The sequence below is a fragment of the Caballeronia sp. Lep1P3 genome (assembly GCF_022879595.1).
GTDB lineage: Bacteria > Pseudomonadota > Gammaproteobacteria > Burkholderiales > Burkholderiaceae > Caballeronia.
Genome location: NZ_CP084266.1, coordinates 152,105 through 172,867 on the forward strand (window position 1 = coordinate 152,105; position 20,763 = coordinate 172,867).

Here is a 20,763-nt window from a genome sequence, read left to right on the forward strand (position 1 = left end):
AGAAACCGCCGAGCAACAAACCTCAATCCCCCCGAATCACGATCACCGCCAACGGCGGCAGAGTAAGTGCAGCAGACTGCTGCTTCCCATGACTGCCGATGTCCTCAGCATGAATGACCCCCCCATTGCCAGTATTCGACCCGCCATAAATCGCAGCATCGGAATTGAGCACTTCACTCCAACGCCCGCCGCGAGGCAAGCCAATGCGATACCCAACCCGCGGCACCGGCGTCATATTGCAAACGACGACAAGCTCGCGTCCCTCCGCATCCGTGCGCCGATACGCGAACACGCTGTTCGCATTGTCATCGCCGACGATCCACTCGAATCCACGCGGATCGCAATCCAGCTTGTGAAGCGCCGGTTCGTTCACATAGAGCACGTTGAGATCGCGCACGAGCTTCTGAAGCCCGCCGTGCATCGCATCGTCGAGCAAATGCCAGTGCGGCGACTGGTCGTGATTGAACTCCGCAACCTGCCCGAACTCGCCGCCCATGAAAAGCAGCTTCTTGCCCGGATGCGTCCACATGAAGCTCAAATACGCCCGCAGATTCGCGAACTTCTGCCAGCGGTCGCCCGGCATCTTGCCGATGAGCGATCCCTTGCCATGCACCACCTCGTCGTGCGAAAGCGGCAGCACGAAGCGCTCCGAATACGCATACACCATCCCGAACGTGAACAGGTGATGGTGATACTGCCGATACACCGGGTCTTCCTGCATGTAGTGCAGGGAGTCGTGCATCCAGCCCATGTTCCACTTGAAGTCGAAACCCAAGCCGCCACTGTCCACGCTCGCCGTCACGCCCGGCCACGCGGTGGATTCTTCCGCCACCGTGATCGCGCCCGGAATGTGCCGCACTTCCTGATTCAAGCGCTTGAGGAACGCAATCGATTCGAGATTCTCGCGTCCACCGTAGATGTTCGGCACCCACTCGCCCGCCTTACGCGAATAGTCGCGATAGAGCATCGATGCCACAGCATCGACACGCAGGCCATCGACGTGATAACGCTTCAGCCACGCAAGGCCCGACGCGATCAGGAACGCGCTCACCTCGTTGCGGCCGAGGTTGTAGATCATCGTGTTCCAGTCCTGGTGATAGCCCTCGCGCGGATCAGCGTGCTCGTAGAGCGGCGTGCCGTCGAACTGGATGAGACCGTGCGCGTCGTTCGGAAAATGCGCCGGCACCCAGTCGATGATGACGCCCAGCCCCGCCTCGTGCGCACGGTTCACGAACTCCGCGAACTGCTCCGGCGTGCCGAAACGCGCGGACGGCGCGAACTGGCCGAGCGGCTGATATCCCCACGATCCGCCAAACGGATGCTCCGCAATCGGCATGAATTCCAGATGCGTGAAGCCCATGCCCTTCGCATACGGAATCAGGCGCTCCGCAAGCTCGTGCCAGTTCATGCCGCGGTTGTCTTCTTCCGTCACGCGCAGCCACGACTCCGCATGCGCCTCATAAATGGCGATGGGCGCCTGCGGTGTCTGCTTCGCGCCGCGCGTGTTCATCCATTGCTCATCGGTCCATGCGTAATGGTCGATGGCGTCGGCATCCGCCACCACCGATGCCGTCGAAGGCGGCTTCTCGCTCTGCATCGCGCAAGGATCGGCCTTGAGCGGCAGCGTGTGGCCTTCGCGCGCGACGATCTCGTACTTGTAGCGCGTGCCCGCGCCGATGCCCGGAATGAACAGCTCCCACACGCCGGCGTTATGACGCAGACGCATCGGATGACGGCGGCCATCCCACGTGTTGAAGTCGCCGACCACCGACACGCGCCGCGCATTCGGCGCCCACACCGCGAAGCGCACGCCCGCGACGCCGCCATGCGTGACCGGCCGCGAGCCGAGGCATTCGAGCACCGCATACGGATCGGCGTTCGAGAGGCGGTTGAGCGAGTCGTCGGAGAGAACGGGGCCGAACGAATACGTGTCGTGCGTTTCCTGCGGTGTGCCGTGCCAGTCGATCTGAAGCCGGTACGCAGCCGGACGCTCGACGAAGCCCGCGAAAAGCCCTGCATCGTGGATGCGCGTGAGCGTGCCGAGCGGCTCGCCATTCGATGCATCGACGACACGCACGCCCGATGCATTCGGCAAGAACGCGCGCACGACATGACCGTGTTCCGTCTGATGCAGCCCGAGCATCGAGAACGGATCGGGATGCCGCGCTTCCACGAGCGCGTCGGTATCGAGCGGATTCAGACCATGCGCCGGATTTCTCGTATCCGCTGCCGGATCGCTGCGGTTATTCATGGTGGGTTCCATCCGGATTGTCCTTGGTTGCTCCGAATACGGGTCGCGTGCCGGGCGCGGGCGGCTCGCCCGTCTCGCCGAGCAGACGGCTCGCGAGCGACGCGAGGCCCCGCAGCGGAAGACCGATCCACGTCGGCCGGTTCGCCGCTTCGTAGCGGATTTCGTAGGCGGCCTTTTCGATCAGGAAGAGATCGAGCAGGGCGGAGAACGCGCTCTCGGCGGCGATCGGTTCGGGCGACGACGCGATCGCATCCCGGTATTGCCGCATGAAGCTCTCCTCGCCGACGGCGCGCATGCGCTCGAAAAGCGCACGCTTGCGGTCGGCCACCTGCGCGGGCGCGCTCTCGGTCGTCGGTTGCGCCGCCGCGCTCGCATACGAGAGCGAGCGCAGAAGCCCCGCTACATCGCGCAGCGGACTCGTCTTTCTGCGGCGCTCTTCCAGCGTGCGCGCGGGTTCGCCTTCGAAGTCGATCAGATATGCATCGCCTTGCGCCATCAGCACCTGACCCAGATGGAAGTCGCCGTGGATGCGGATGCAAAGCGCATCGGAGTCGGCGGTAACGAGCTTCTTCACCGCATCGACGAGCCTGTCGCGGCGATCCAGCAGACTCTGCGCGAGGAAGCGGTCATGTTCGTTGAAGCCGCCGATCTTCTGCGCGAGGATGTCGAGCGCGCTCGTAAGCAGTTGCACCGTGCCGTCGATCCAGCCCTTGACGTCCTTCGCGGTGGCGCGGCGCGGCGCGAACGCTTCGTCGTCCGTCGGCGTGGCGAGCGCGACGTGCAATTCGCCAAGCCGCTTGCCGATGATGCCGATGATGTTCGCATAGCCTTCGAAGCTGCCTGCCTGCGCGGTCTGATCGGGCTTCGTCTCATCGGTTTCGCCGGTGACCGCGAGTTCATCGACGACGCGGCGCAGATAATCGAGCGCGTAATTCCAGGCATCGCCCTGATTGTCGACGAAGCCTTGCAGAATCACGAGCGTATGCGGCACGTCCTGCGGATCGACGCGCACCACTTCGCCATAGAGCGGGCCGGTGTTCGCATAGCCGAGCTTCGTGAGATAGCGGCTCATCTCCGCTTCCGGATGAATGCCGCCGACCACGCGGCGCACGAGCTTCAGCACGATCTTGTCGCCGATCACGAGCGAGCTGTTGCTCTGCTCGGCCGCGAGCCAGCGAATTTCAGGCGGCGAGGCCGGGTTGAGATCGAGCGTATCGAAGCGTTCGGTCGGGAGGAAGCGGATCTCGCTCTTCTGCACGGTCGTGACGACGGCGCGCTGCTTGAGCTTGATCAGGATGCCGTAGGTGAACTGCGGCACCGCGAACGCATCGGTGATATGGCCGATCGTGCGGCCGCGCCGCACGCGCGCGAGTGCGAGCTGCATATAGAGCGGCGACGTGGTTTCCGTGCCCCAGGCAATCGACAGCGGCAGCACGTAGCGTTCGGTGTGATCGCCGACATCCGCTTCGATTTCCGTGAACGCGAAGCCCGCGCCTTCTATCGTCGTGAGCGCGGCAAGGCGCACCGCATGCAGCTTCTGATCCTTCGATGCGAACCACCGGCGCTTGCTCAGATAGCTCGGCAACACCTCGGATTCGAGCAGACGCACGTTCTCAGGCGTCGGACCCGTCTGCCCTGCGCGAATCACCATGGTGACGAACTCCGGTAATTGCTCCGACGGCGCTTGCGACCATGCGGGGCGCATGTTGCCGGGGCATAGCTGGAACCACAAGAAACCGTAAGGCGGGAAGGTCAGCAGATACGTCAACTGGCCGATGGCGGGGAACGGTTGATCCGCGGTCATTTCGAGCGGCACGGAGCCGGCGAATTCCGACAGGTCGAGTTCCACCGCTTGCGGCGCGCGCGAAAGATTGGCGACGCAGAGAATCGGCGGCTCGCCATCGAGTTCGCGCAGATACGCGAGGATCTTCCGATTGCTCGGCTTCAGAAAGCGAATCTTGCCGCGCCCGAACGCATGCTTCGAGCGGCGCACCGCGAGCATCTTACGCGTCCAGTTCAGAAGCGAATGCGGATCGCGGCTTTGCGCTTCGACGTTGATTGCGTCGTAGCCGTAGAGCGAACCCATGACGGGCGGCAGCACGAGTTGTTCCGGATCGGCGCGCGAGAAGCCGCCGTTGCGGTCGGACGACCATTGCATCGGCGTGCGCACGCCGTCGCGGTCGCCGAGATGGATGTTGTCGCCCATGCCGAGTTCGTCGCCGTAATAGATGACGGGCGTGCCCGGCATCGACAGGAGCAGCGAATTAATGAGTTCGATGCGCCGGCGGTCGCGCTCCATGAGCGGCGCGAGACGCCGGCGAATGCCGAGATTCAGGCGCGCGCGGCGATCGCTCGCATACGTGTTCCACAGGTAGTCGCGCTCGGAATCCGTGACCATTTCGAGCGTGAGTTCATCGTGATTGCGCAGAAAGATCGCCCATTGATTCGTCGCGCCGAGTTCGGGCGTCTGCCGCATGATGTCCGTGATCGGGAAGCGGTCTTCGCTCGCAATCGACATATAGATGCGCGGCATCAGCGGGAAGTGGAACGCCATGTGGCATTCGTCTTCGTCGCCGAAGTATTCCTTCACGTCTTCCGGCCACTGGTTCGCTTCGGCGAGCAGCATGCGGTTCGGATATTCGGCGTCGATGGTCGCGCGAATCTGCTTGAGAATGGCGTGCGTCTCGGGCAGGTTCTCGTTGTTCGTGCCTTCGCGTTCGACGAGATACGGCACCGCATCCAGCCGCAGGCCGTCGATGCCCATGTCGAGCCAGAAGCGCATGATCTGCAGCACTTCCTTCATCACGGCGGGATTGTCGAAGTTCAAATCCGGCTGATGCGAATAGAAGCGATGCCAGTAATACTGGCCCGCGACCGGATCGTGCGTCCAGTTCGACGGCTCCGTGTCGATGAAGATGATGCGCGTCTCTTCGTACTTCTTGTCCGTATCCGACCACACGTAGAAGTTGCGATGATTCGATCCCGGCTTCGCGCGCCGCGCTCGCTGAAACCACGGATGCTGGTCCGACGTGTGATTGATGACGAGTTCCGTGATGACGCGAATGCCGCGCGCATGCGCTTCCTGAATGAAGCGCTTCACATCGGCGAGGGTGCCGTAGTCCGGATGCACGTTGCGATAGTCGGCGATGTCATACCCATCGTCGCGGCGCGGCGAGGGATAGAACGGCAGCAGCCAGATGGCGTCGACGCCCAGTTCCGCGATGTAATCGAGCTTCGCGAGCAGGCCCGCGAAGTCGCCGATGCCGTCGTTGTTCGAATCGAAGAACGACTTGATGTGAACCTGATAAATGATCGCGTCTTTGTACCAGAGCGGATCGTCGCTGAGTATCGACGTCTTCTTGTTGCGCTTCACCCTTGTATCCACGGTTTGCTCCAATGCTTTTGTAGGCGTTCGCTTGTCTGCTCGTTCCGCTCTCGCAATTAACGTTCTCAGTCGGACTGTGGCTGCGGCTTGGGCTTCGGCAAACCCCACGTGGGCGAGATGCGCCAGATCGCGAACGGCAGCGAATGCGGATTGAGCCGCACATGCTGGCGGCGTCCGCGCCACTCGAAACGCTCGCCGGTCATCTGGTCCTCGACCGCCACCGCATCCCATTCCTTCACGCCCCAGCGTTCGAGCGTCTGCCACGGCAACTCGATATCCGCGCCCTGCTCGTTGAACGGATCGAGATTGATCGCGACGAGCACGACGTTGTCGCCCGATGCATTCGCCTTCTCGAAGAAGAGAATGTGATCGTTATGCGCGGGCAGGAAGTTCACGCCGAGATGCGTCTGCAACGCGGGATTCGCGCGGCGGATGCGGTTGAGCGCCGTCACTTCCGCGACGATGTTGCCGGGCCGGTTCCAGTCCCACGCCCTCAACTGATACTTCTCGGAATCGAGATACTCCTCGCTATTGGGCAGCGCGGCGGATTCGCACAACTCGAAGCCGCTATAAACGCCCCACAGTCCCGACAAGGTCGCGGCAAGCGCCGCGCGAATCACGAAGCCGGGACGCCCCGAACTTTGCAGGAAACGCGGATTGATGTCCGGCGTATTGACGAAGAAATTCGGCCGGAAATATTCCTTCGCGTCCGTCTGCGTCAGATCGTGCATGTATTCGAGGAAATCGCGCTTTGTCTCGCGCCACGTGAAATACGTGTACGACTGCGAGAAGCCGAGCTTCGCAAGACGATTCATCACGCGCGGACGCGTGAACGCTTCGGCTAGGAACATCACGTCGGGATGACGCGCGCGCACGTCGCCGATGACCCATTCCCAGAACGGGAACGGCTTCGTATGCGGATTATCGACGCGGAAAATACGCACGCCCGCCGCGATCCAGTGCAGGAACACGTCGCGCAGTGCGATCCATAGATCGGGCTTCGCGTCCTTCGCATAGAAGTCCGGATTCACGATGTCCTGATACTTCTTCGGCGGATTCTCCGCATAGCGCAGCGAGCCGTCGGGACGCCACGCGAACCACGTCGGATGTTCCTTGAGCCACGGATGATCCGGCGAGCATTGCACCGCGAAGTCGAGCGCGATCTCGAGTCCGTGTTCATGCGCGGCTTCTAGCATGCGCTTGAAGTCGTCGAGATTGCCGAGTTCCGGATGAACGGCGGTATGGCCGCCTTCCTTGCCGCCGATGGCGTACGGGCTGCCGACATCGCCGGGCTGCGCCGTGAGCGAGTTGTTCTTGCCCTTGCGGTTGGCGAGGCCGATCGGGTGAATCGGCGGGAAATACAGTACGTCGAAGCCCATTTCGCGGATGCGCGGCATCTTGCCGATGACGTCGATGAACGTGCCGTGGCGGTTCTCGTCGTCGCTCATCGAGCGCGGGAAGATCTCGTACCAGCTTGCGAAGCGCGCGGCGGCGCGCTCCGAGTCGATGCGGTACACGACCGGATCGCGCGACAGGAACGGCCGGTGCCGCGCGGCTTCGACCGCCTTCGCCGTCGCGGGCGCGAGCACGAGTTCGAGCTTGCGCGCGTCGTCGGCCTTCGTGAATTCCTTGATGATCTTTTCGAGCGGACCGCTGTCCGAATCCTCGACGGTCTTCACTTCCGCGAGAATCAGCGCGAAGAGATGCTTCGCTTCCTGCACTTCGAGTTCGACGCTCTGTCCGGCTTTCAGCTTCTTCTGCATGTGATCGGCGAGCGACGCGTAGTCGTCGCGCCACGCCATCACCACGAATTCGTGACGGCCCACGCGTTCGAGCGGAACGCGCGCGGTCCACAAATCGTTGCCGAGCGGAAGCACGAGCGACATCGGCGTTTCGTGCCATTCGGTTTCGTCGGCGGCGCGCCATTGCACGGCGGCGGCGATCTTGTCGTGACCTTCCGCGAAGATCGCCGCCTGAATCTCGACCGCCTCGCCGACGATGCGCTTGGCCGGAAAGCGTCCGTGATCGACCGAAGGCGTGACGCTCTCGATCGACACGCGCGGCGCGTCGATCGCGGCCGTCACCGATTTCTTGTCGGCGGTTTTCGCGCCGCGTTTGACTTGCGGCTGCGCGAGCAGGATGAACGGCTCCGCTTCGGCGCGAAAGAGCCGCACTTCGCCCGCGTTGAGCGAGAGCGACGCGAGGCGCTGCGGCTTGGCTTTCGCGTCGTCGATGGGCGCAAAGCGCGTGTAGTTGCCGGGCACGCCTTCGAGCAGATGCGCGGTGTCCACTTGCACCGGCGCGACGAGATCCGGATTGATGACGACCAGCACCGCCGATTCGCTATCGCGCAAGTCGCCGCCCGCCGCGCGGATCAGCGCCGCGTAAGGCGTGCCCGCGCCGGTCAGCGCGCGCAGTTCGCCCACGTCGGAGAGCGTGCCTGTGTCGCGCTGCAGGCCGTTCGCGCGTTTGATCTGCGCGCGAAGATCGATGCGCGCCTCGCTCTTCGCGCGCTTGTATTCAGCCGCGACGCCGTATTGCTGCGACATCGGCAAGCCGACGCCGTATTCGAAGCCCATCGGCACGAGAAGGCCGGTGCCGAGCGCGGCGGCCGTATCGAGCGCGCGGCAGTAGGCGCGTTGCACGAGCGCGGTGTCGCTCGTGTCGCTCAGATCGGCGATCAGGCGCGCGCCGAACGGCTCTTCGGGAAAGGCGATCGGCGGCGCGATGCGCGAGAGCGCCGCGTGTTCGTCGACGAGCCATGCGCCCCTGAAGTCCCACCAGCGCGTCGAGGCGAAGACCGCGTCGAATTCGGCATCGGCGAGCGCGCGCAGGTCCTCGCGCGACACGCCCACGGTCCACGCGAGCCAGCGCGTCTGCGGATGCTTCTCGCGCACCGCCGCGCCGAGCCTGCGCCACACATGCGCGGGCACCGCGTGCGGCGAATCGAAGCGAAAGCCGCCGATGCCCGCATCCGCGATCGACGCAAGTTCGCGCGCCCACCATTGCGTCAACTGATGCGCGGCTTCGCCATCGGCGAAATTGGCGATGGCGACGTCGCGCTGACGCGGCGGCCGGCGCGGATCGAGCCGCGCGTCGGCGGTTTCGAACGGCTGGAACCAGTGTGCGTTGTCCTGATACAGCCCGCCTTCGGCGCTCACGCGGTCGATCACGATATCGACGAGCAGCGTGATGCCGTGCTTTTTCGCGGCATCGGCGAGCTGGCGCAGGCCGTCGGCGGCGCTCGCGTCGCATTCGAAAACCGGGTGCAGGCGATGATGATCGGCGACGGCCTCGCGATGCCCGTTACTGCCGGGCACGAACGGCGAGCCGATCAGGACGTGGTCGAAGCCGAGAGAGGCCGCGTGCTCGAACTGGGCCGGCCACTCGGAGAGCGGGCCGACGAGAAGGGGATCGATGAAGTAGATACGGGGCGCATACGCATGATGAGCTTGATGGTTTTCCATCGTTCGTCTTTTCCAGAGTCGTCCTGCGGTGGCGGGGATGCGGGCAACGAATCGCGATCACGCTCACGGGTCAAACTGGCCGAAGAGCCGGTCCGCACGTTGAGGCGCGTCTCGCGCGCCGCGCGTCGCGACAATCGGAAAACGCTGCGCGCTCAAGCGACGCACGCCCCGTCGCGCGCTCGCGATGCACCGTGCACCGGGCGCCGCAGCCGCTTCGTCGCGCTTGGCCGGCGCGCCACGGTCCCGAAAGGGATTTCCTGCCGGCATTGCACGGGGGGTAAGAGCATGGAACGTGCCGCGCCCGGGTTTATGCGTCGCCTGCCGTCGATACGGCGTGCGCGCATCCGGGACGGGCACGCGCGCCGGGCCTCAGGCGCTTCTCGCGACGAGCGGCTTGCCGTGCTCGTGCGCGCCGTGCCGCAGCGCGCGGGCGGCAGCGGCGGCGGTGGCGGTAGCGGCGGCGGAAACGGCATCGGCAGGAGCGGCATCGGCTGCGCGGCGGAGACGGACGGCGGCGCGGATGGGGCGCAGGCCCGTGATATCCGAATAAAGCGCGATCATCTTCGCGACAGCCTCGCCCCAGCCGAACTCGCACGACATCGCGTTGCGCTGCATTGCGCGCCAGACGGGCGGGCGCATGTACGCGTCGATCGCGCGGCTTGCGGCCGCGATGACGTCGTCGGGCGTTTCGCCGTCGAAGAGAAAGCCGGTGGGCGCGCGCGTCCCGTCATGCACGGCGATGGGCGCGTCGTGCGTGCCGTCGCGAACGTAGAGCGTCTCGCGTGCGGCGATGTCCGCGCCATGCCCCGCATCGACGATGGTGTCGGCAAGGCCGCCCACGCGCGACGCGACGGGCAGCGTGCCGTAGCGCATTGCGTACATCTGCGTGAGGCCGCACGGCTCGAAGCGGCTGCCGTGCAGAAGAATGTCCGCGCCCGCGTGCAGCGCGTGCGCGCGCCGCTCGTCATAGCCGATATGCACGCCCACGCGATCCGGCCACGCCTGCGCGAGCTTTCTGAAGCCCTTTTCGATATACGCCTCGCCCTGGCCGATCACCGCGAGCTGGAGCCGCGGATGACGCTCCAGCAGACGCGGCAGCGCTTCGATCACCACATCCGCGAGCTTTTGGCCCGTCATGCGGCTACCGATCGCCATGAGCGGCGCGAACGGATCGGCGGGCAGGCCGAACATGCGCTGCAGGCGGCGCTTGCAGGCGTGCTTGCCGCGCATGTCGTCGAACGAATAGTTGCGCTCGATGAGCGGATCGATGGCCGGATTCCACGTATCTTCGTCGATGCCGTTCACCACCCCCGAGAGCTTGCCGGCGCAGCTTTGCAGCACGCCTTCCATCAGATGCCCGAAGCGCGGCGTGAGAATCTCGCGCGCGTAGGTTTCGCTCACGGTCGTCACGCGGTCGCTGTGAACGATGCCCGCTTTCATCAGACTCAGCGCGCCATAGAACTCGATGCTCTTCGGATCGCTCAGCGCGTGCACCAGCCACTTCTCCGGCACGCCGAGCGACGCACCGAGAGAGAGCGCGTAGTTGCCCTGGAACGCGAGGTTGTGGATCGTGAAAACGCTCTTCGCCTGCACGTCGGCATGCTTCATCAGAAGCGGCGTGAGGCCGCTGTGCCAGTCGTGCGCGTGAACGATGTCCGGCTTCTTCACGCCGCGCACGCCTTGCGCGATCCGCACGGCGGCAGCCGACAGCGTCGCGAAGCGCACGGCGTTGTCCGGATAGTCGCGGCCCTGCGCGTCCTGATAGAGGCCGGTGCGCGCATAAAGCGCATCGCAGCGCAGCAGGAGAACCGGCACGCCGGTATCGGGCATGCGCGCGCGCAGGAGCGCCGCGTCGCCGCCCGGCAGGCCGCGAAGCGTGCACAACTTGCTGATGCCTTCCGCCTGGGCAATCGCCTTCGGGTAAGCGGGCAGAAGGATGGTCGCGTCGACGCCAGCGGCGCGCAGGGCGGCGGCATAAGCGCTGACCATATCGCCGAGACCCCCGGTCTTGGCGAGCGGGACGGCCTCGGAGGCGACCAGCAGTACGTTCAAAGGCAAAATGGGCTCCTGTGCGGGCTGACGCGGCGATGGCCATGCGCCTCGCTCTTGTTGTCGACGTAACGAGGAAGAGCCGGGCCGCGCGTTTTGATGCTGATCGAGTTTGTTCTGGAAATTGCTTGCGCAGTGCAGCAATCCAGCAATCTACGTGCCACCGGTGTTTCGCGTATGTGCGGCGCCCCACGATCATTTCGGACTTATGTTCGATCGGGGTCTGATTGCGCTCACGCCGCAGCACTGAGAAGCGCACGCGCGTGCCACGTGTAAAACTGACTGCGCCGCGCGCCGCGTTTTTACAAGGCGAATCTCGAAGAGCGTATGGCCCGCATGTGACAGGCGCATTGCGCGCCGCGCCGGGGAAGGCAGGAAGCCGACGAACGTTCGGCTATCAGCCGCCGACCATGCTCGCCGCGATGTTGACGGAGAGCCCGAGCACCGCGAGATTGAAGAAGAACGACAGCACCGATTGCGCGAGCGCCGTGCGCCGCGCGCTCGTCGAGCACAGCACGACATCGGAAGTCTGGGAAGCGACCGCGATCGTGAAGGAGAAGTAAAGGAAATCCCAATAGTCGGGTTTCAGATGGCGGTCGGGAAACTTGAGCGCCGGATCGCCGGACGGCGACCGATAGTAATGCCGCGCATAGTGCAGCGTGAACATCGTCGGGATGAGGAACCACGCGCCGAGCATCGTCGCGCCGGTGAGCGCGTAGTTCGGAAACGCGTGCGCGCCGAGGCTCTTCGCCGCCGCCAGTTCGACGACGATCGCGACGAGGCTCGCGATGGCCGCGAGACTCACGATCACCAGCACGGCGGCGGCGTTCTCGTCCTCACGTTCGGCGAGCGCCTGCACGTTGCTTTGCCGCGCAGTGGCCATCTGCAGCCAGATGAGCGCGAGATACAGCCACACGGCCGCGTCCCAGCCGATCAGCGCGCGCACCGTCGCGCGCACATGCGCCGGAACCAAAGCGGCGATGAAGAAACCAACGAGCAGGCCGATGAAGGCGCGCGGGCGCGTGCGCAGGACGGGCGGGAGAAGGTTCATCGTCGCGAGAGAGAGAGTCGGCGTCGCCTGGAGCGAGCGATTATCACTGACGCGGCTTACATCCAGATGAGATCCACATGAGAGCCACATGAGATCGAGCGATGTTCAAACGTAAGCGCGTGTCCTTCGCGATGCGTCGCGCGATGTTGACGGGCGCATGCGCTTCGGCGGCAGTTTCGGCTGCTTCCGTGTCTTCGACGCCAGCGGCGCCTGCCGCGCTGGACAGGTTCATCGCCGTATCGATGAAGCTCACCGGACGCAGCGGCTTCGATTCGCTTCTCGCGCAACGCGTGCATGCGGCGCTCGCGCACGCCGACGCGCAGTTCGACGCGAAGATCGCGCGGCTCGACCGGTGGCTGTCCACGCACGGCGGCACGCCGAGCGATGTCGTCACCGCCGCGCTGCACGCGACGCAGCCGGACCTGGCAAAAACCGTCGGCGACACGATGCGCGCGTGGTATCTCGGCGTGGCGGGCGTTGGCGCGCAAGCCGAAGTCGTCGCGTTCGAGCGCGCACTGATGTTCGATCCCGTGCGCGACATGCTCACGGTTCCTTCCTACTGCCGCGGCCAGCCAGCCGACTGGGCGAGCAAGCCGTAAAACGCAAACGACAAAGGCATAGCGCATGGCGGTTTCGACAGCGGGGGACGTGGTCATCGTCGGGTCGGGCGTGGCGGGCAGTCTCGTCGCGCATCGGCTGGCTAAGGCGGGCGCGTCGGTCATCGTGCTGGAGGCGGGGCCGCGTCTCGCGCGCTGGCAGATCGTCGAGAACTTTCGGCGCGCGCCCGAAAAGCGCGACCCGTGCGCGCCTTATCCGCTCGAGCGCCACGCGCCGCGTCCCGAGCCGACGAATCCGGGCAGCTATCTCGTCAATCGGGGCGCGCAGGTGTATGAGCCGCAGTTTCTGCGGCTCGTCGGCGGGACGACGTGGCATTGGGCGGGCGCCGCGTGGCGGCTCCTGCCGGCCGATTTCGCGCTGCGCACGCGATACGGCGTCGGGCGCGACTGGCCGTTTCCGTACGAAACGCTCGAGCCGTGGTACGCGCAAGCCGAACGCGAACTGGGCGTCGCGGGACCGGACATCGATCTCGGCTCGCCGCGCTCCAGTCCGTATCCGATGCCTCCGTTGCCGCTCTCCTACATGGACCGGCGTTTCGGCGAAGTGCTCGCCGCGCAGTCGCTGCACGCGGTTCCCGAGCCGATGGCGCGCAACAGCCGCGTCTACGACGGCCGCCCGCCGTGCTGCGGCGCGAACAACTGCATGCCGGTATGTCCGATCGGCGCGCTCTATCACGGCGCGACGCACGCCGACAAAGCCGAGCGCGCGGGCGCGACGCTGATCGCGCAGGCGGTCGCGTACCGCATCGAGTCGAACGAGCGGGGCGAGATCGTCGCGATCGACTACAAGGACCCGCACGGCGCGAGCACGCGCGTGACGGGCAAGCGCTTCGTCATCGCGGCGAACGGCATCGAAACGCCGAAGCTGCTGCTGATGTCCGCGTCGGCGCGCTTTCCGAAGGGCATCGCGAACGGCTCGGATCAGGTCGGGCGCAATCTGATGGACCATCCGGGCATCGGCGTGAGCTTTCTCGCCAACGAAGCGCTGTGGCCGGGGCGCGGGCCGGTGGAGATGAGCTCGGTCGTCGATTTCCGCGACGGCGCGTTTCGCGGCCAGCAGGCGGCGAAGAAGCTGCATCTGTCGAATGCGGCGCCGACGCTCGTCGTCACGGCGAAGCTGATCGAGGACGGGCTGACGGGCGGCGAACTCGACCGGCAAATCCGCGAGCGCTCCGCGCGGCGCCTCACACTCGGCAGCTTCCACGAGCAAGTGGCCTCGCCGGAGAACCGCGTGACGCTCTCCGCGCAGAAGGACGCGCTCGGGCTGCCGCGCCCCGAAATCACGTATTCGATCGACGACTACGTGCGCCGCAGCGGCGCCGACACGCGTGCGCTTTTTGCGCGCATAGCCGGCTGGTTCGACGGTCAGGAAATCGAATACGACGATGCGCTCGCGCCCAGCAGCCACATCATGGGCACGGCGATCATGGGCCGCGACGCGAACGATTCCGTCGTCGATGCCGATTGCCGCGCGCACGAGCATCCGAATCTGTTCATCGCCGGAAGCGCGGTGATGCCTGCGGGCGGCTCGGTCAACTGCACGCTGACCATCGCGGCGCTCGCGCTGCGGCTCGCGGACACGCTGGAAGCGTCGTTGCGATGACGAAGCGCGCGTTCGCCGTTCTTGCGCTGCTTGCGCTGGCCTTCGTGTTCCGCGACGCGGCGTTGGCCGCAGACGTCGAGCGCGCCCGTATCTCGTGCGCGCGGGCGGCTGCATGGCGTGCCACACGGCGGACCCGGCGCGCCCGTTCGCGGGCGGCCGGGCTATCGCGACGCGCTTCGGCACGTTCTATACGCCGAACATCACGAGCGACCGCGCGACCGGTATCGGCGCGTGGACCGACGCGCAGTTCGTCCGCGCGATGCGCGAGGGCATCGGCAGGCACGGCGAGCGGCTGTATCCGGCGTTCCCGTACACGGCCTACACGCGCCTCTCCGACAGCGACGTGCTCGCCATGCGCGCCTATCTCGCGACCGTGCCGCCCGTGCGCTACACGCCGCCGCGCCACGCGCTCGCCTTTCCGTTCGATCAGCGCTGGCTGATGGCCGTGTGGAACGCGTTCAATTTCTCGCCGGGGCGCTTCGTGCCCGATCCGGCAAAGAGCGCACAGTGGAATCGCGGCGCGTATCTCGTCGACGCGCTCGGCCATTGCGGGCAGTGCCACACGCCGCGCAACCTGCTCGGCGGATTGAAGGACGGCGAGCGGCTCGGCGGCGCGACGGTGGCCGGCTGGCGCGCGGGCAATCTGACGCCCGCGCGCGTGGCGGGCATCGGCGCATGGCGCGACGACGAACTGCTGCGCTATCTCGCGACCGGCGCGGCGCCCGGCCGTGCATACGCGGTCGGGCCGATGGCGGAAGTCGTGGCGAACAGCACGCAGTTTCTGAGCGGCGACGATCTGCGCGCGATGGTCGTCTATCTGCGTTCGATGCCGGTCGTGGCGGGCGACGAACGCGCGCCTTCGCGATGGAGCTTCGGCCAGCCGGCGAAGGTCGATGTGACGGCGCTCGACGCGATGTCCGTTTTCGCGCCGACCGCCGCGGCGCACGCCGATGGCGCGCGGCTTTACGCCGCCGCCTGCGCGAGCTGTCACGGCATCAGCGGCGAAGGCGAGGGCCGCGCGTTTCCGCCGCTCGTACACGACGCCGTGACCGGCGCGCTCGGCGCGATGGACCCGAGCAACCTCGTTCTCGTGATTCTGCACGGCGTCCAGCGCCCAAGTCGCGGCGCGAGCGCGTCGATGCCCGCGTTCGGCGCGCAACTGTCGGACGAAGAAATCGCCGCGCTCGCCAGTTTCGTGACGCGTCAGTTCGGCGATCCGCGCGCCGCCACGCGCGCGGCGGACGTCGCGCGGCTGCGCGCAATCGCGCAATAATCAACTTTTTCGGACATGTGCATTCGCGATCGAATCGTCAGGAACCCCGCAAGCGAAACGTCGCGCGTCGGCGATGCGAATTCCGCGACGAAAGCGACCCAGCGCGCACACGTCCCATTTCCCCGGCGCTAAGATCGACGCATGAATGATCCTACTTATCCCGTCGTGTGCAGGCATCCCGCCAATGACGTCGGCCGCGATTTCGTGGTCGGCGATCTGCACGGCTGCATGGATGCGTTGCGCTATCTGTTGCGCGAGATCGATTTCGACGGCTCGCGCGATCGCCTGTTTTCCGTCGGCGATCTCATCGATCGCGGCACGGATTCGCTCGCCGCGATCGACCTCATCGACAAGCCGTGGTTCTATCCGGTGCTCGGCAATCACGAGGATTCGCTGATCGCGGTGGCAACCGGCGAGATGCGCCGCCAGTCGTGGTACGCGATCGGCGGCGCGTGGGCCGAAACGCTCGCGGACGAACAACTGCGCCTGCTCGCGACCCGGCTCGCGCCGCTGCCGCTCGTGCGCGTCGTCGGCGAGGGCGCGCGGCGCTTCAACGTGCTGCACGCGGAATTTTTCGGCAGCGACGCGGATCTCGACGCCGCCGATTTCTCCGACAACACGCGCGGCGAGATGCTATGGGGCCGCTCGCTCGCGCTCGGCAACGGCGACCCGTCGCTGCAGCGCGGGCTGTCGCCGACCTACTGCGGTCACACGCCGATGCGCGCGGTCCGGCAGATCGGCGCGCAGATTTATATCGACACGGGCGCGTTCGCAGCGGAAGGGCGGCTCACCATCGTCCAGGCGGGCACCGAGGAGCGCTGGTCGGTCAAGGAGCGCTGGGCCGCGTCAGAAGGCGCGCGCGAACTGGCGCTGCCTTAGCCGGACCGGTTCCGAGGCACGCGCGTTGCTGTCATCGTCGCCATCAATCGAAAGTAGAAAGTCGAGGCGCGCAGTGGCGAAGAACGGTGGCAACGCGGGACGCAACGCCGGGCGTAAAAGCGGCAACGGGGCTGCGCAGGAAGCCTGCGCCGCGCAGAACGCCGTGGCTCAGGCGATCGTGGATGAGCTTCCGCCGGGCCTGCGCTACGTCGACGATTCGCGGCGCGGCTACACGCGCGAATGGATCGACGGCGCGTTCGTCTACTTCAATACGCAGGGCAAGCGCATCGAAGACGAAGCGGAGATTCGCCGCATCAACGCGCTCGCCATTCCGCCCGCCTACGTCGATGTCTGGATTTGCCCCGACGCGCGCGGCCACCTTCAGGCCACCGGGCGCGACGCGCGCGGGCGCAAGCAGTACCGCTATCACCCGCAATGGCGCGAAACGCGCGACGCGAACAAGTACGAGCGCATGCTCGCGTTCGGCGCCGTGCTGCCGAAGCTGCGCGCCCGCGTCATGCGCGATCTCGCGCTCGACGGCATGCCGCGCGACAAGGTGCTCGCCACCGTCGTGCGCCTGCTCGATACGACGCTCATCCGCATCGGCAGCGAGGAATACGCGCGCGAGAACCGCTCGTATGGGTTGACGACGCTCAGAAAGCGCCACCTGAAGGTGTCGGCGGGGACGCTGCGGTTCAAGTTTCGCGGCAAGAGCGGCATCGAGCACGATGTCGCCGTGAGCGATGCGCGGGTCGCGCGCATCGTGAAGCGCTGCATGGACCTGCCGGGCCAGGACCTCTTCCAGTATCTCGATGCGGACGGCGAGCGTCATGCGGTGAGTTCGTCCGACATCAACGACTATCTGCGCGAAGTCACCGGCGCGGACTTCACGGCGAAGGACTACCGCACGTGGGCCGGCAGCGTGTTCGCGCTCGCGGCGCTCCGAAAGCTCAAATGGGAAACGGTGACGGAGGCGCGCAAGCACGTCGTCGGGACCATCAAGGAAGTGTCGCAACTGCTGCGCAACACGCCGGCGGTCTGCCGCAAGTGCTACGTGCATCCGGCGGTGATCGAGGCGTTCGAAGCCGGCGAACTGGCCGAGGCGCTGTCCGCGTCGCGCCGTCACGGGCTCAAGATCGACGAAGCCGCGCTCGTCATCTTCCTCGAGAAGGACGCGAAGCGCCGGGCGCGCGAGGCCGCGCGCGCGAACCGCAAGGGCGCCGCCGCGAGCGATGCGCGGCTCACCGGCCTGCTCGCGGAATCGAGCCGCAAGGCGCGCGCGGGCGCACTGAAGGGCAGCAAGAAGGACGCGGCGGCGCAGGCGCTTCAGACCGTCGCGCGCAAGACCGCGCCGAAGGCCGCGCGGCCCGCGACGAAAAAGCTGTCGCGCACGCGCACGTCGACGGCGGTGGCCATCGGCTGATGCGCGCCTAGCCGACCTGATTCAGCTCGAACACGCAATCGATTGCGTCGCCATTCCAGTTGTATTCGAGATACGCGGCGTGGTGGCAATCGCGCAGCAGCGTCGTGCGCAAAGCGGCGAGGCATTCGCCCTTCGGATCGCGCACCGACGGATACACGATGCCGGGCGCGCCCGCCGCTCGCACCGCGCGGCCGAGCGTCTTGCCGTATGCGTACTCGTCGGGATCGAGAATGCGCGCATCCAGCCCCGCCCGCGCGATGCCGTCGCCGCGCAAATCCACCACTTCGCCGCGCGCCGTCACGCGATAGAGGCGCATTTGCTGGCGCAGCGGCGCTTCCTTCGTCGCGGCGAGAAAAATGCCCGCGTGATAGCGCGTCTCGGCAATCGCCGTCTGGCGCTCGCGCGCGCAGTAGAAGACGCCGTAGCTGCCGTCGGAAAAGCGGCTGCCGTTCGGGTTCAGATGCGTGAACGCGGCCATGATCGGCCCGCAGCCCGGTCCGAAGCAGCGCTCCTCGCGCGGCACGAGATCGAGTTCGCCGACTTCGGTGCGCAGGCGGTCGTTGGTCATGGCTTCGAGCGCATAGAGCGCGTCGAAATCCTGCGGCGACGCGACGCGGTCGAAGAGATTCACCGCCGGAAAGCGCGTGGGAATGACGCGATACGCCGGCGACCAGTGCACCTCGCCGTGCGGCCACGTGTCCCGCCAGTTCGATACAGCCTTGTCTCCCGTCACGCCCAGCCGCCTCGCATCGCGTCGAGATACTGGCGCACGGCGACGAGATCGCTGACGTTGCCCGCCAGCATGCGATCGAGCGCGGGCCGTCCGCCGAACGGCGGCGCGCTGTTAGGGCGCTTGATCCAGCCGTCGGCGGCTTGCGGTTCCGGCAGCAGGATCTGCAGCGCCTTGTAGATGCCGAGAATGAGCGAAAGGCGTTCGAGCGTATCGCGGCCGAGCCGCGCCGATTGCGGCGCGGACTTCCACTTGAAGAAGGTGGAACGGCCGGGAGAGCCTAGGAGCCTGATCTGCTCGTCCGTGGACAGCGCCCAAGCCTCGGCGATCTTTGCGAACGCGCGCAAGCCTGCGGCGGACAGTTCGCCGACGTTGAGCGCGGGGCGCGGCGCGCGGTCTGCCGCCGGCGATGCGACGTGTGCGGCATGAGGCATGTCGTTAAGTCTCCAAAGGAACTCTTAACGCATGTTAGTCCATATATGGATTAGTTCAAGCGAAATCTCGCTTTTGCGCGATGAGTCACTCGTCGTCGTCGGACGGACCGTAGCGGCGGCCCGGCACGTGGGCCCGCAAGGCGTCGGCGATATCGGATGGCGTGCAATCGGCGCGCAGCACGCAGCGCTGCACGCGCGGATCGGTTTTCAGCGTCCACTCGACCGTGCGGTACGGCTCGCCCCCCGGCGGCTCGATCGGCGCGGACAGCCGGCAGCGGCTGAGCTTCAGCGCGGTATGGCTGCGCATCGCGCGAGCGAGATTGGCGAACGTCGGGCGCGCGGCAAAGTTGGCGGGCATGGCACATTCCTCGTTGATAACTCCGATTCCGGATGCGCGGCGCCGTATGAACGCGGCGCGGGCTGAATCGCGAAACGAGTGTGGCCGCGCAGAATTAAGCGCGGCTTAACCGTCGCCTGTTGAAGAAACAGCGCGACAAAGCGTCGCGTCGAGCGCAACGAAAGCCGTCAATGGGCGGTTCGGCATTTTTGCGACGCTGCGCGCCGTTTGTTTGCCGGGCGGCAGCGTTACTGTATATTCGTACAGCTTGTCAGCAACAAGGAGTTCGCCGATGATTTCCCGCCACGTTTCGCTCGAAGCCGCCGCGCTCGAACGTTTCATGCGCGCGACCCGCGCCGTGAACGCCGCGTTCGACGCCACGCGCGGCGAGCCGGACTTCGAACTCGGCGCGCAGTCCGTCGCGCGGTCGCTCGAGCGCCTCGACGCCGCGCTCTGCGAACTCGAAACCTCCGAGCGCTCGCTCGACGCGATTCTCTCGCGCCGCGCGGGGCAAGGTCACTAGGGCATCAACGATGGAGCGAAACGACTTGAAGCTCGCATTCCTGACGATCGCTTTCGTGCTGGGGACGTCGCCCGTCATGGCTTCGCAGCGTTACACGGAAGTCTGGAACCCGCCGGAAGCGCAGCCAGCCCAGCCGCAGTTCGCCAAGGCCAAGCCGAAGGCGCACGCCGCATCGCGCATCGCGGCGAAGAAAAAGCGCAAGAGCGCGACGGCGGTCAAGCAGGTCGCCGACAAGGGCGCCATCGATCAGCCGATGGCCGCGCCGCGTGCGAAGGCGGCATCGCCGAAAGAGAGCGAGCCGGTGATTCCGCGCAAGATCGAGCCGAACGGGCAGGTCATGCGCGTCTAAAGCGGGCATCGACGAAAAAAAAGAGGGGCGCTCCGATCGGGCGCCCCTCTTTATTCGAGCCGGTCGCGGAGCGCGCACGCTCCGCAAGACGTCATATCCGGCCCATGAGCAATAGAACGATGACCACGATCAGCACGACGCCGAGAATCCCGCTCGGTCCGTAACCCCAGCTGCGGCTGTGCGGCCAGGACGGAATGGCGCCGATCAACAGCAGGATCAGGATGATCAGCAGGATGGTTCCGATCGTCATTTCACTTCTCCTTATAAAAGACCGCGCGACCATCCGGCTCGACGTGGCCTCCCAGGCAGCCTCGCGTCTTAGCGCAGCGGCATGGTGCCGCTGGCCGTCCGGCGTTGCGATCGACAAGGAGCGTTAAGCAAGGCCCGTGCCA

17 protein-coding genes are annotated in these 20,763 nt (G+C 65.9%); 7 read left to right on the top strand and 10 right to left on the bottom strand.

Translation table 11 applies throughout. The features are described from left to right. Positions 1–22 precede the first annotated feature (22 nt). The 6 genes from glgB to LDZ27_RS15225 all read right to left on the bottom strand — a co-directional run bounded on the left by glgB (position 23) and on the right by LDZ27_RS15225 (position 12,456). Positions 23–2,251: a 1,4-alpha-glucan branching protein GlgB gene (gene glgB / locus LDZ27_RS15200; protein WP_244816821.1), complete on the bottom strand. Its 2,229-nt coding sequence runs from the start codon at positions 2,249–2,251 to the stop codon at positions 23–25. Then, complete coding sequence (treS, locus tag LDZ27_RS15205; RefSeq protein WP_244816822.1) at positions 2,244–5,636, bottom strand: maltose alpha-D-glucosyltransferase; 3,393 nt, start codon at positions 5,634–5,636, stop codon at positions 2,244–2,246. The genes glgB and treS overlap by 8 nt, the downstream gene beginning before the upstream one ends. Positions 5,637–5,701: 65 nt before the next feature. After that, positions 5,702–9,103: a maltotransferase domain-containing protein gene (locus LDZ27_RS15210; protein WP_244816823.1), complete on the bottom strand. Its 3,402-nt coding sequence runs from the start codon at positions 9,101–9,103 to the stop codon at positions 5,702–5,704. Positions 9,104–9,472: 369 nt separating this feature from the next. Then, positions 9,473–11,161, bottom strand: a complete 1,689-nt coding sequence (gene glgA / locus LDZ27_RS15215; protein ID WP_244816824.1) for a glycogen synthase GlgA — start codon at positions 11,159–11,161, stop codon at positions 9,473–9,475. Between the two features lie 388 nt (positions 11,162–11,549). Beyond that, positions 11,550–12,203 carry a DUF1345 domain-containing protein gene (locus LDZ27_RS15220; protein WP_244816825.1) on the bottom strand — a complete coding sequence of 218 codons (654 nt, stop codon included), beginning with the start codon at positions 12,201–12,203 and terminating at the stop codon, positions 11,550–11,552. A gap of 43 nt (positions 12,204–12,246) precedes the next feature. Continuing rightward, positions 12,247–12,456: a hypothetical protein gene (locus tag LDZ27_RS15225; RefSeq protein WP_244817324.1), complete on the bottom strand. Its 210-nt coding sequence runs from the start codon at positions 12,454–12,456 to the stop codon at positions 12,247–12,249. Between LDZ27_RS15225 and LDZ27_RS15230 the strand changes: the two genes are divergently transcribed. From LDZ27_RS15230 to LDZ27_RS15250, 5 genes are all read left to right on the top strand, one after another. Beyond that, positions 12,392–12,802, top strand: a complete 411-nt coding sequence (locus LDZ27_RS15230) for a sorbitol dehydrogenase family protein (protein ID WP_244816826.1) — start codon at positions 12,392–12,394, stop codon at positions 12,800–12,802. The genes LDZ27_RS15225 and LDZ27_RS15230 overlap by 65 nt on opposite strands. Positions 12,803–12,827: 25 nt before the next feature. Beyond that, positions 12,828–14,423: a GMC family oxidoreductase gene (locus tag LDZ27_RS15235; protein WP_244816827.1), complete on the top strand. Its 1,596-nt coding sequence runs from the start codon at positions 12,828–12,830 to the stop codon at positions 14,421–14,423. A 112-nt stretch (positions 14,424–14,535) separates the two neighbouring features. Beyond that, positions 14,536–15,696, top strand: coding sequence for a cytochrome c (locus tag LDZ27_RS15240; RefSeq protein WP_244816828.1), 1,161 nt, complete (start codon positions 14,536–14,538; stop codon positions 15,694–15,696). A 141-nt stretch (positions 15,697–15,837) separates the two neighbouring features. After that, positions 15,838–16,575, top strand: a complete 738-nt coding sequence (locus LDZ27_RS15245; RefSeq protein WP_244816829.1) for a metallophosphoesterase — start codon at positions 15,838–15,840, stop codon at positions 16,573–16,575. Positions 16,576–16,648: 73 nt separating this feature from the next. Then, positions 16,649–17,998, top strand: a complete 1,350-nt coding sequence (locus LDZ27_RS15250) for a DNA topoisomerase IB (RefSeq protein WP_370653428.1) — start codon at positions 16,649–16,651, stop codon at positions 17,996–17,998. Positions 17,999–18,005: 7 nt separating this feature from the next. Here the strand turns inward: LDZ27_RS15250 and LDZ27_RS15255 are convergent, their stop codons facing one another. The 3 genes from LDZ27_RS15255 to LDZ27_RS15265 form a co-directional block, all read right to left on the bottom strand. Beyond that, the gene (locus LDZ27_RS15255) at positions 18,006–18,731 is read right to left on the bottom strand and encodes an RES family NAD+ phosphorylase (RefSeq protein ID WP_244816830.1); all 726 of its coding nucleotides are present in this window, start codon (positions 18,729–18,731) and stop codon (positions 18,006–18,008) included. Continuing rightward, on the bottom strand, positions 18,728–19,162 hold the full coding sequence (locus LDZ27_RS15260) for an MbcA/ParS/Xre antitoxin family protein (protein ID WP_244816831.1): 435 nt from the start codon (positions 19,160–19,162) through the stop codon (positions 18,728–18,730). Before LDZ27_RS15260 ends, LDZ27_RS15255 begins: the two co-directional genes overlap by 4 nt. A gap of 85 nt (positions 19,163–19,247) precedes the next feature. Beyond that, positions 19,248–19,520: a DUF2866 domain-containing protein gene (locus tag LDZ27_RS15265; RefSeq protein WP_244816832.1), complete on the bottom strand. Its 273-nt coding sequence runs from the start codon at positions 19,518–19,520 to the stop codon at positions 19,248–19,250. Between the two features lie 271 nt (positions 19,521–19,791). On the opposite strand from LDZ27_RS15265, the gene LDZ27_RS15270 reads away from it, so the two are divergent. Together LDZ27_RS15270 and LDZ27_RS15275 are read left to right on the top strand one after the other, a co-directional pair. Beyond that, a complete protein-coding gene (locus LDZ27_RS15270) occupies positions 19,792–20,022 on the top strand; it encodes a hypothetical protein (protein ID WP_244816833.1) in 231 nt (76 codons plus the stop codon). A gap of 25 nt (positions 20,023–20,047) precedes the next feature. Then, positions 20,048–20,371, top strand: coding sequence for a hypothetical protein (locus LDZ27_RS15275; protein WP_244816834.1), 324 nt, complete (start codon positions 20,048–20,050; stop codon positions 20,369–20,371). Positions 20,372–20,462: 91 nt separating this feature from the next. On the opposite strand, the gene LDZ27_RS15280 is transcribed toward LDZ27_RS15275, so the two are convergent. After that, positions 20,463–20,621 (bottom strand): DUF3309 family protein, encoded by a 159-nt coding sequence (locus tag LDZ27_RS15280; RefSeq protein WP_040050372.1) that lies wholly within the window; start codon positions 20,619–20,621, stop codon positions 20,463–20,465. Between the last annotated feature and the right edge of the window lie 142 nt (positions 20,622–20,763).

Bases quoted from the DNA above. Each gene is read 5' to 3' on its own strand.
- glgB (WP_244816821.1), bottom strand. From the start codon at position 2,251: ATGAATAACCGCAGCGATCCGGCAGCGGATACGAGAAATCCGGCGCAT.
- LDZ27_RS15210 (WP_244816823.1), bottom strand. From the start codon at position 9,103: ATGGAAAACCATCAAGCTCATCATGCGTATGCGCCCCGTATCTACTTC.
- LDZ27_RS15220 (WP_244816825.1), bottom strand. From the start codon at position 12,203: ATGAACCTTCTCCCGCCCGTCCTGCGCACGCGCCCGCGCGCCTTCATC.
- LDZ27_RS15235 (WP_244816827.1), top strand. From the start codon at position 12,828: ATGGCGGTTTCGACAGCGGGGGACGTGGTCATCGTCGGGTCGGGCGTG.
- LDZ27_RS15240 (WP_244816828.1), top strand. From the start codon at position 14,536: ATGGCGTGCCACACGGCGGACCCGGCGCGCCCGTTCGCGGGCGGCCGG.
- LDZ27_RS15245 (WP_244816829.1), top strand. From the start codon at position 15,838: ATGAATGATCCTACTTATCCCGTCGTGTGCAGGCATCCCGCCAATGAC.
- LDZ27_RS15260 (WP_244816831.1), bottom strand. From the start codon at position 19,162: ATGCCTCATGCCGCACACGTCGCATCGCCGGCGGCAGACCGCGCGCCG.
- LDZ27_RS15265 (WP_244816832.1), bottom strand. From the start codon at position 19,520: ATGCCCGCCAACTTTGCCGCGCGCCCGACGTTCGCCAATCTCGCTCGC.
- LDZ27_RS15270 (WP_244816833.1), top strand. From the start codon at position 19,792: ATGATTTCCCGCCACGTTTCGCTCGAAGCCGCCGCGCTCGAACGTTTC.
- LDZ27_RS15280 (WP_040050372.1), bottom strand. From the start codon at position 20,621: ATGACGATCGGAACCATCCTGCTGATCATCCTGATCCTGCTGTTGATC.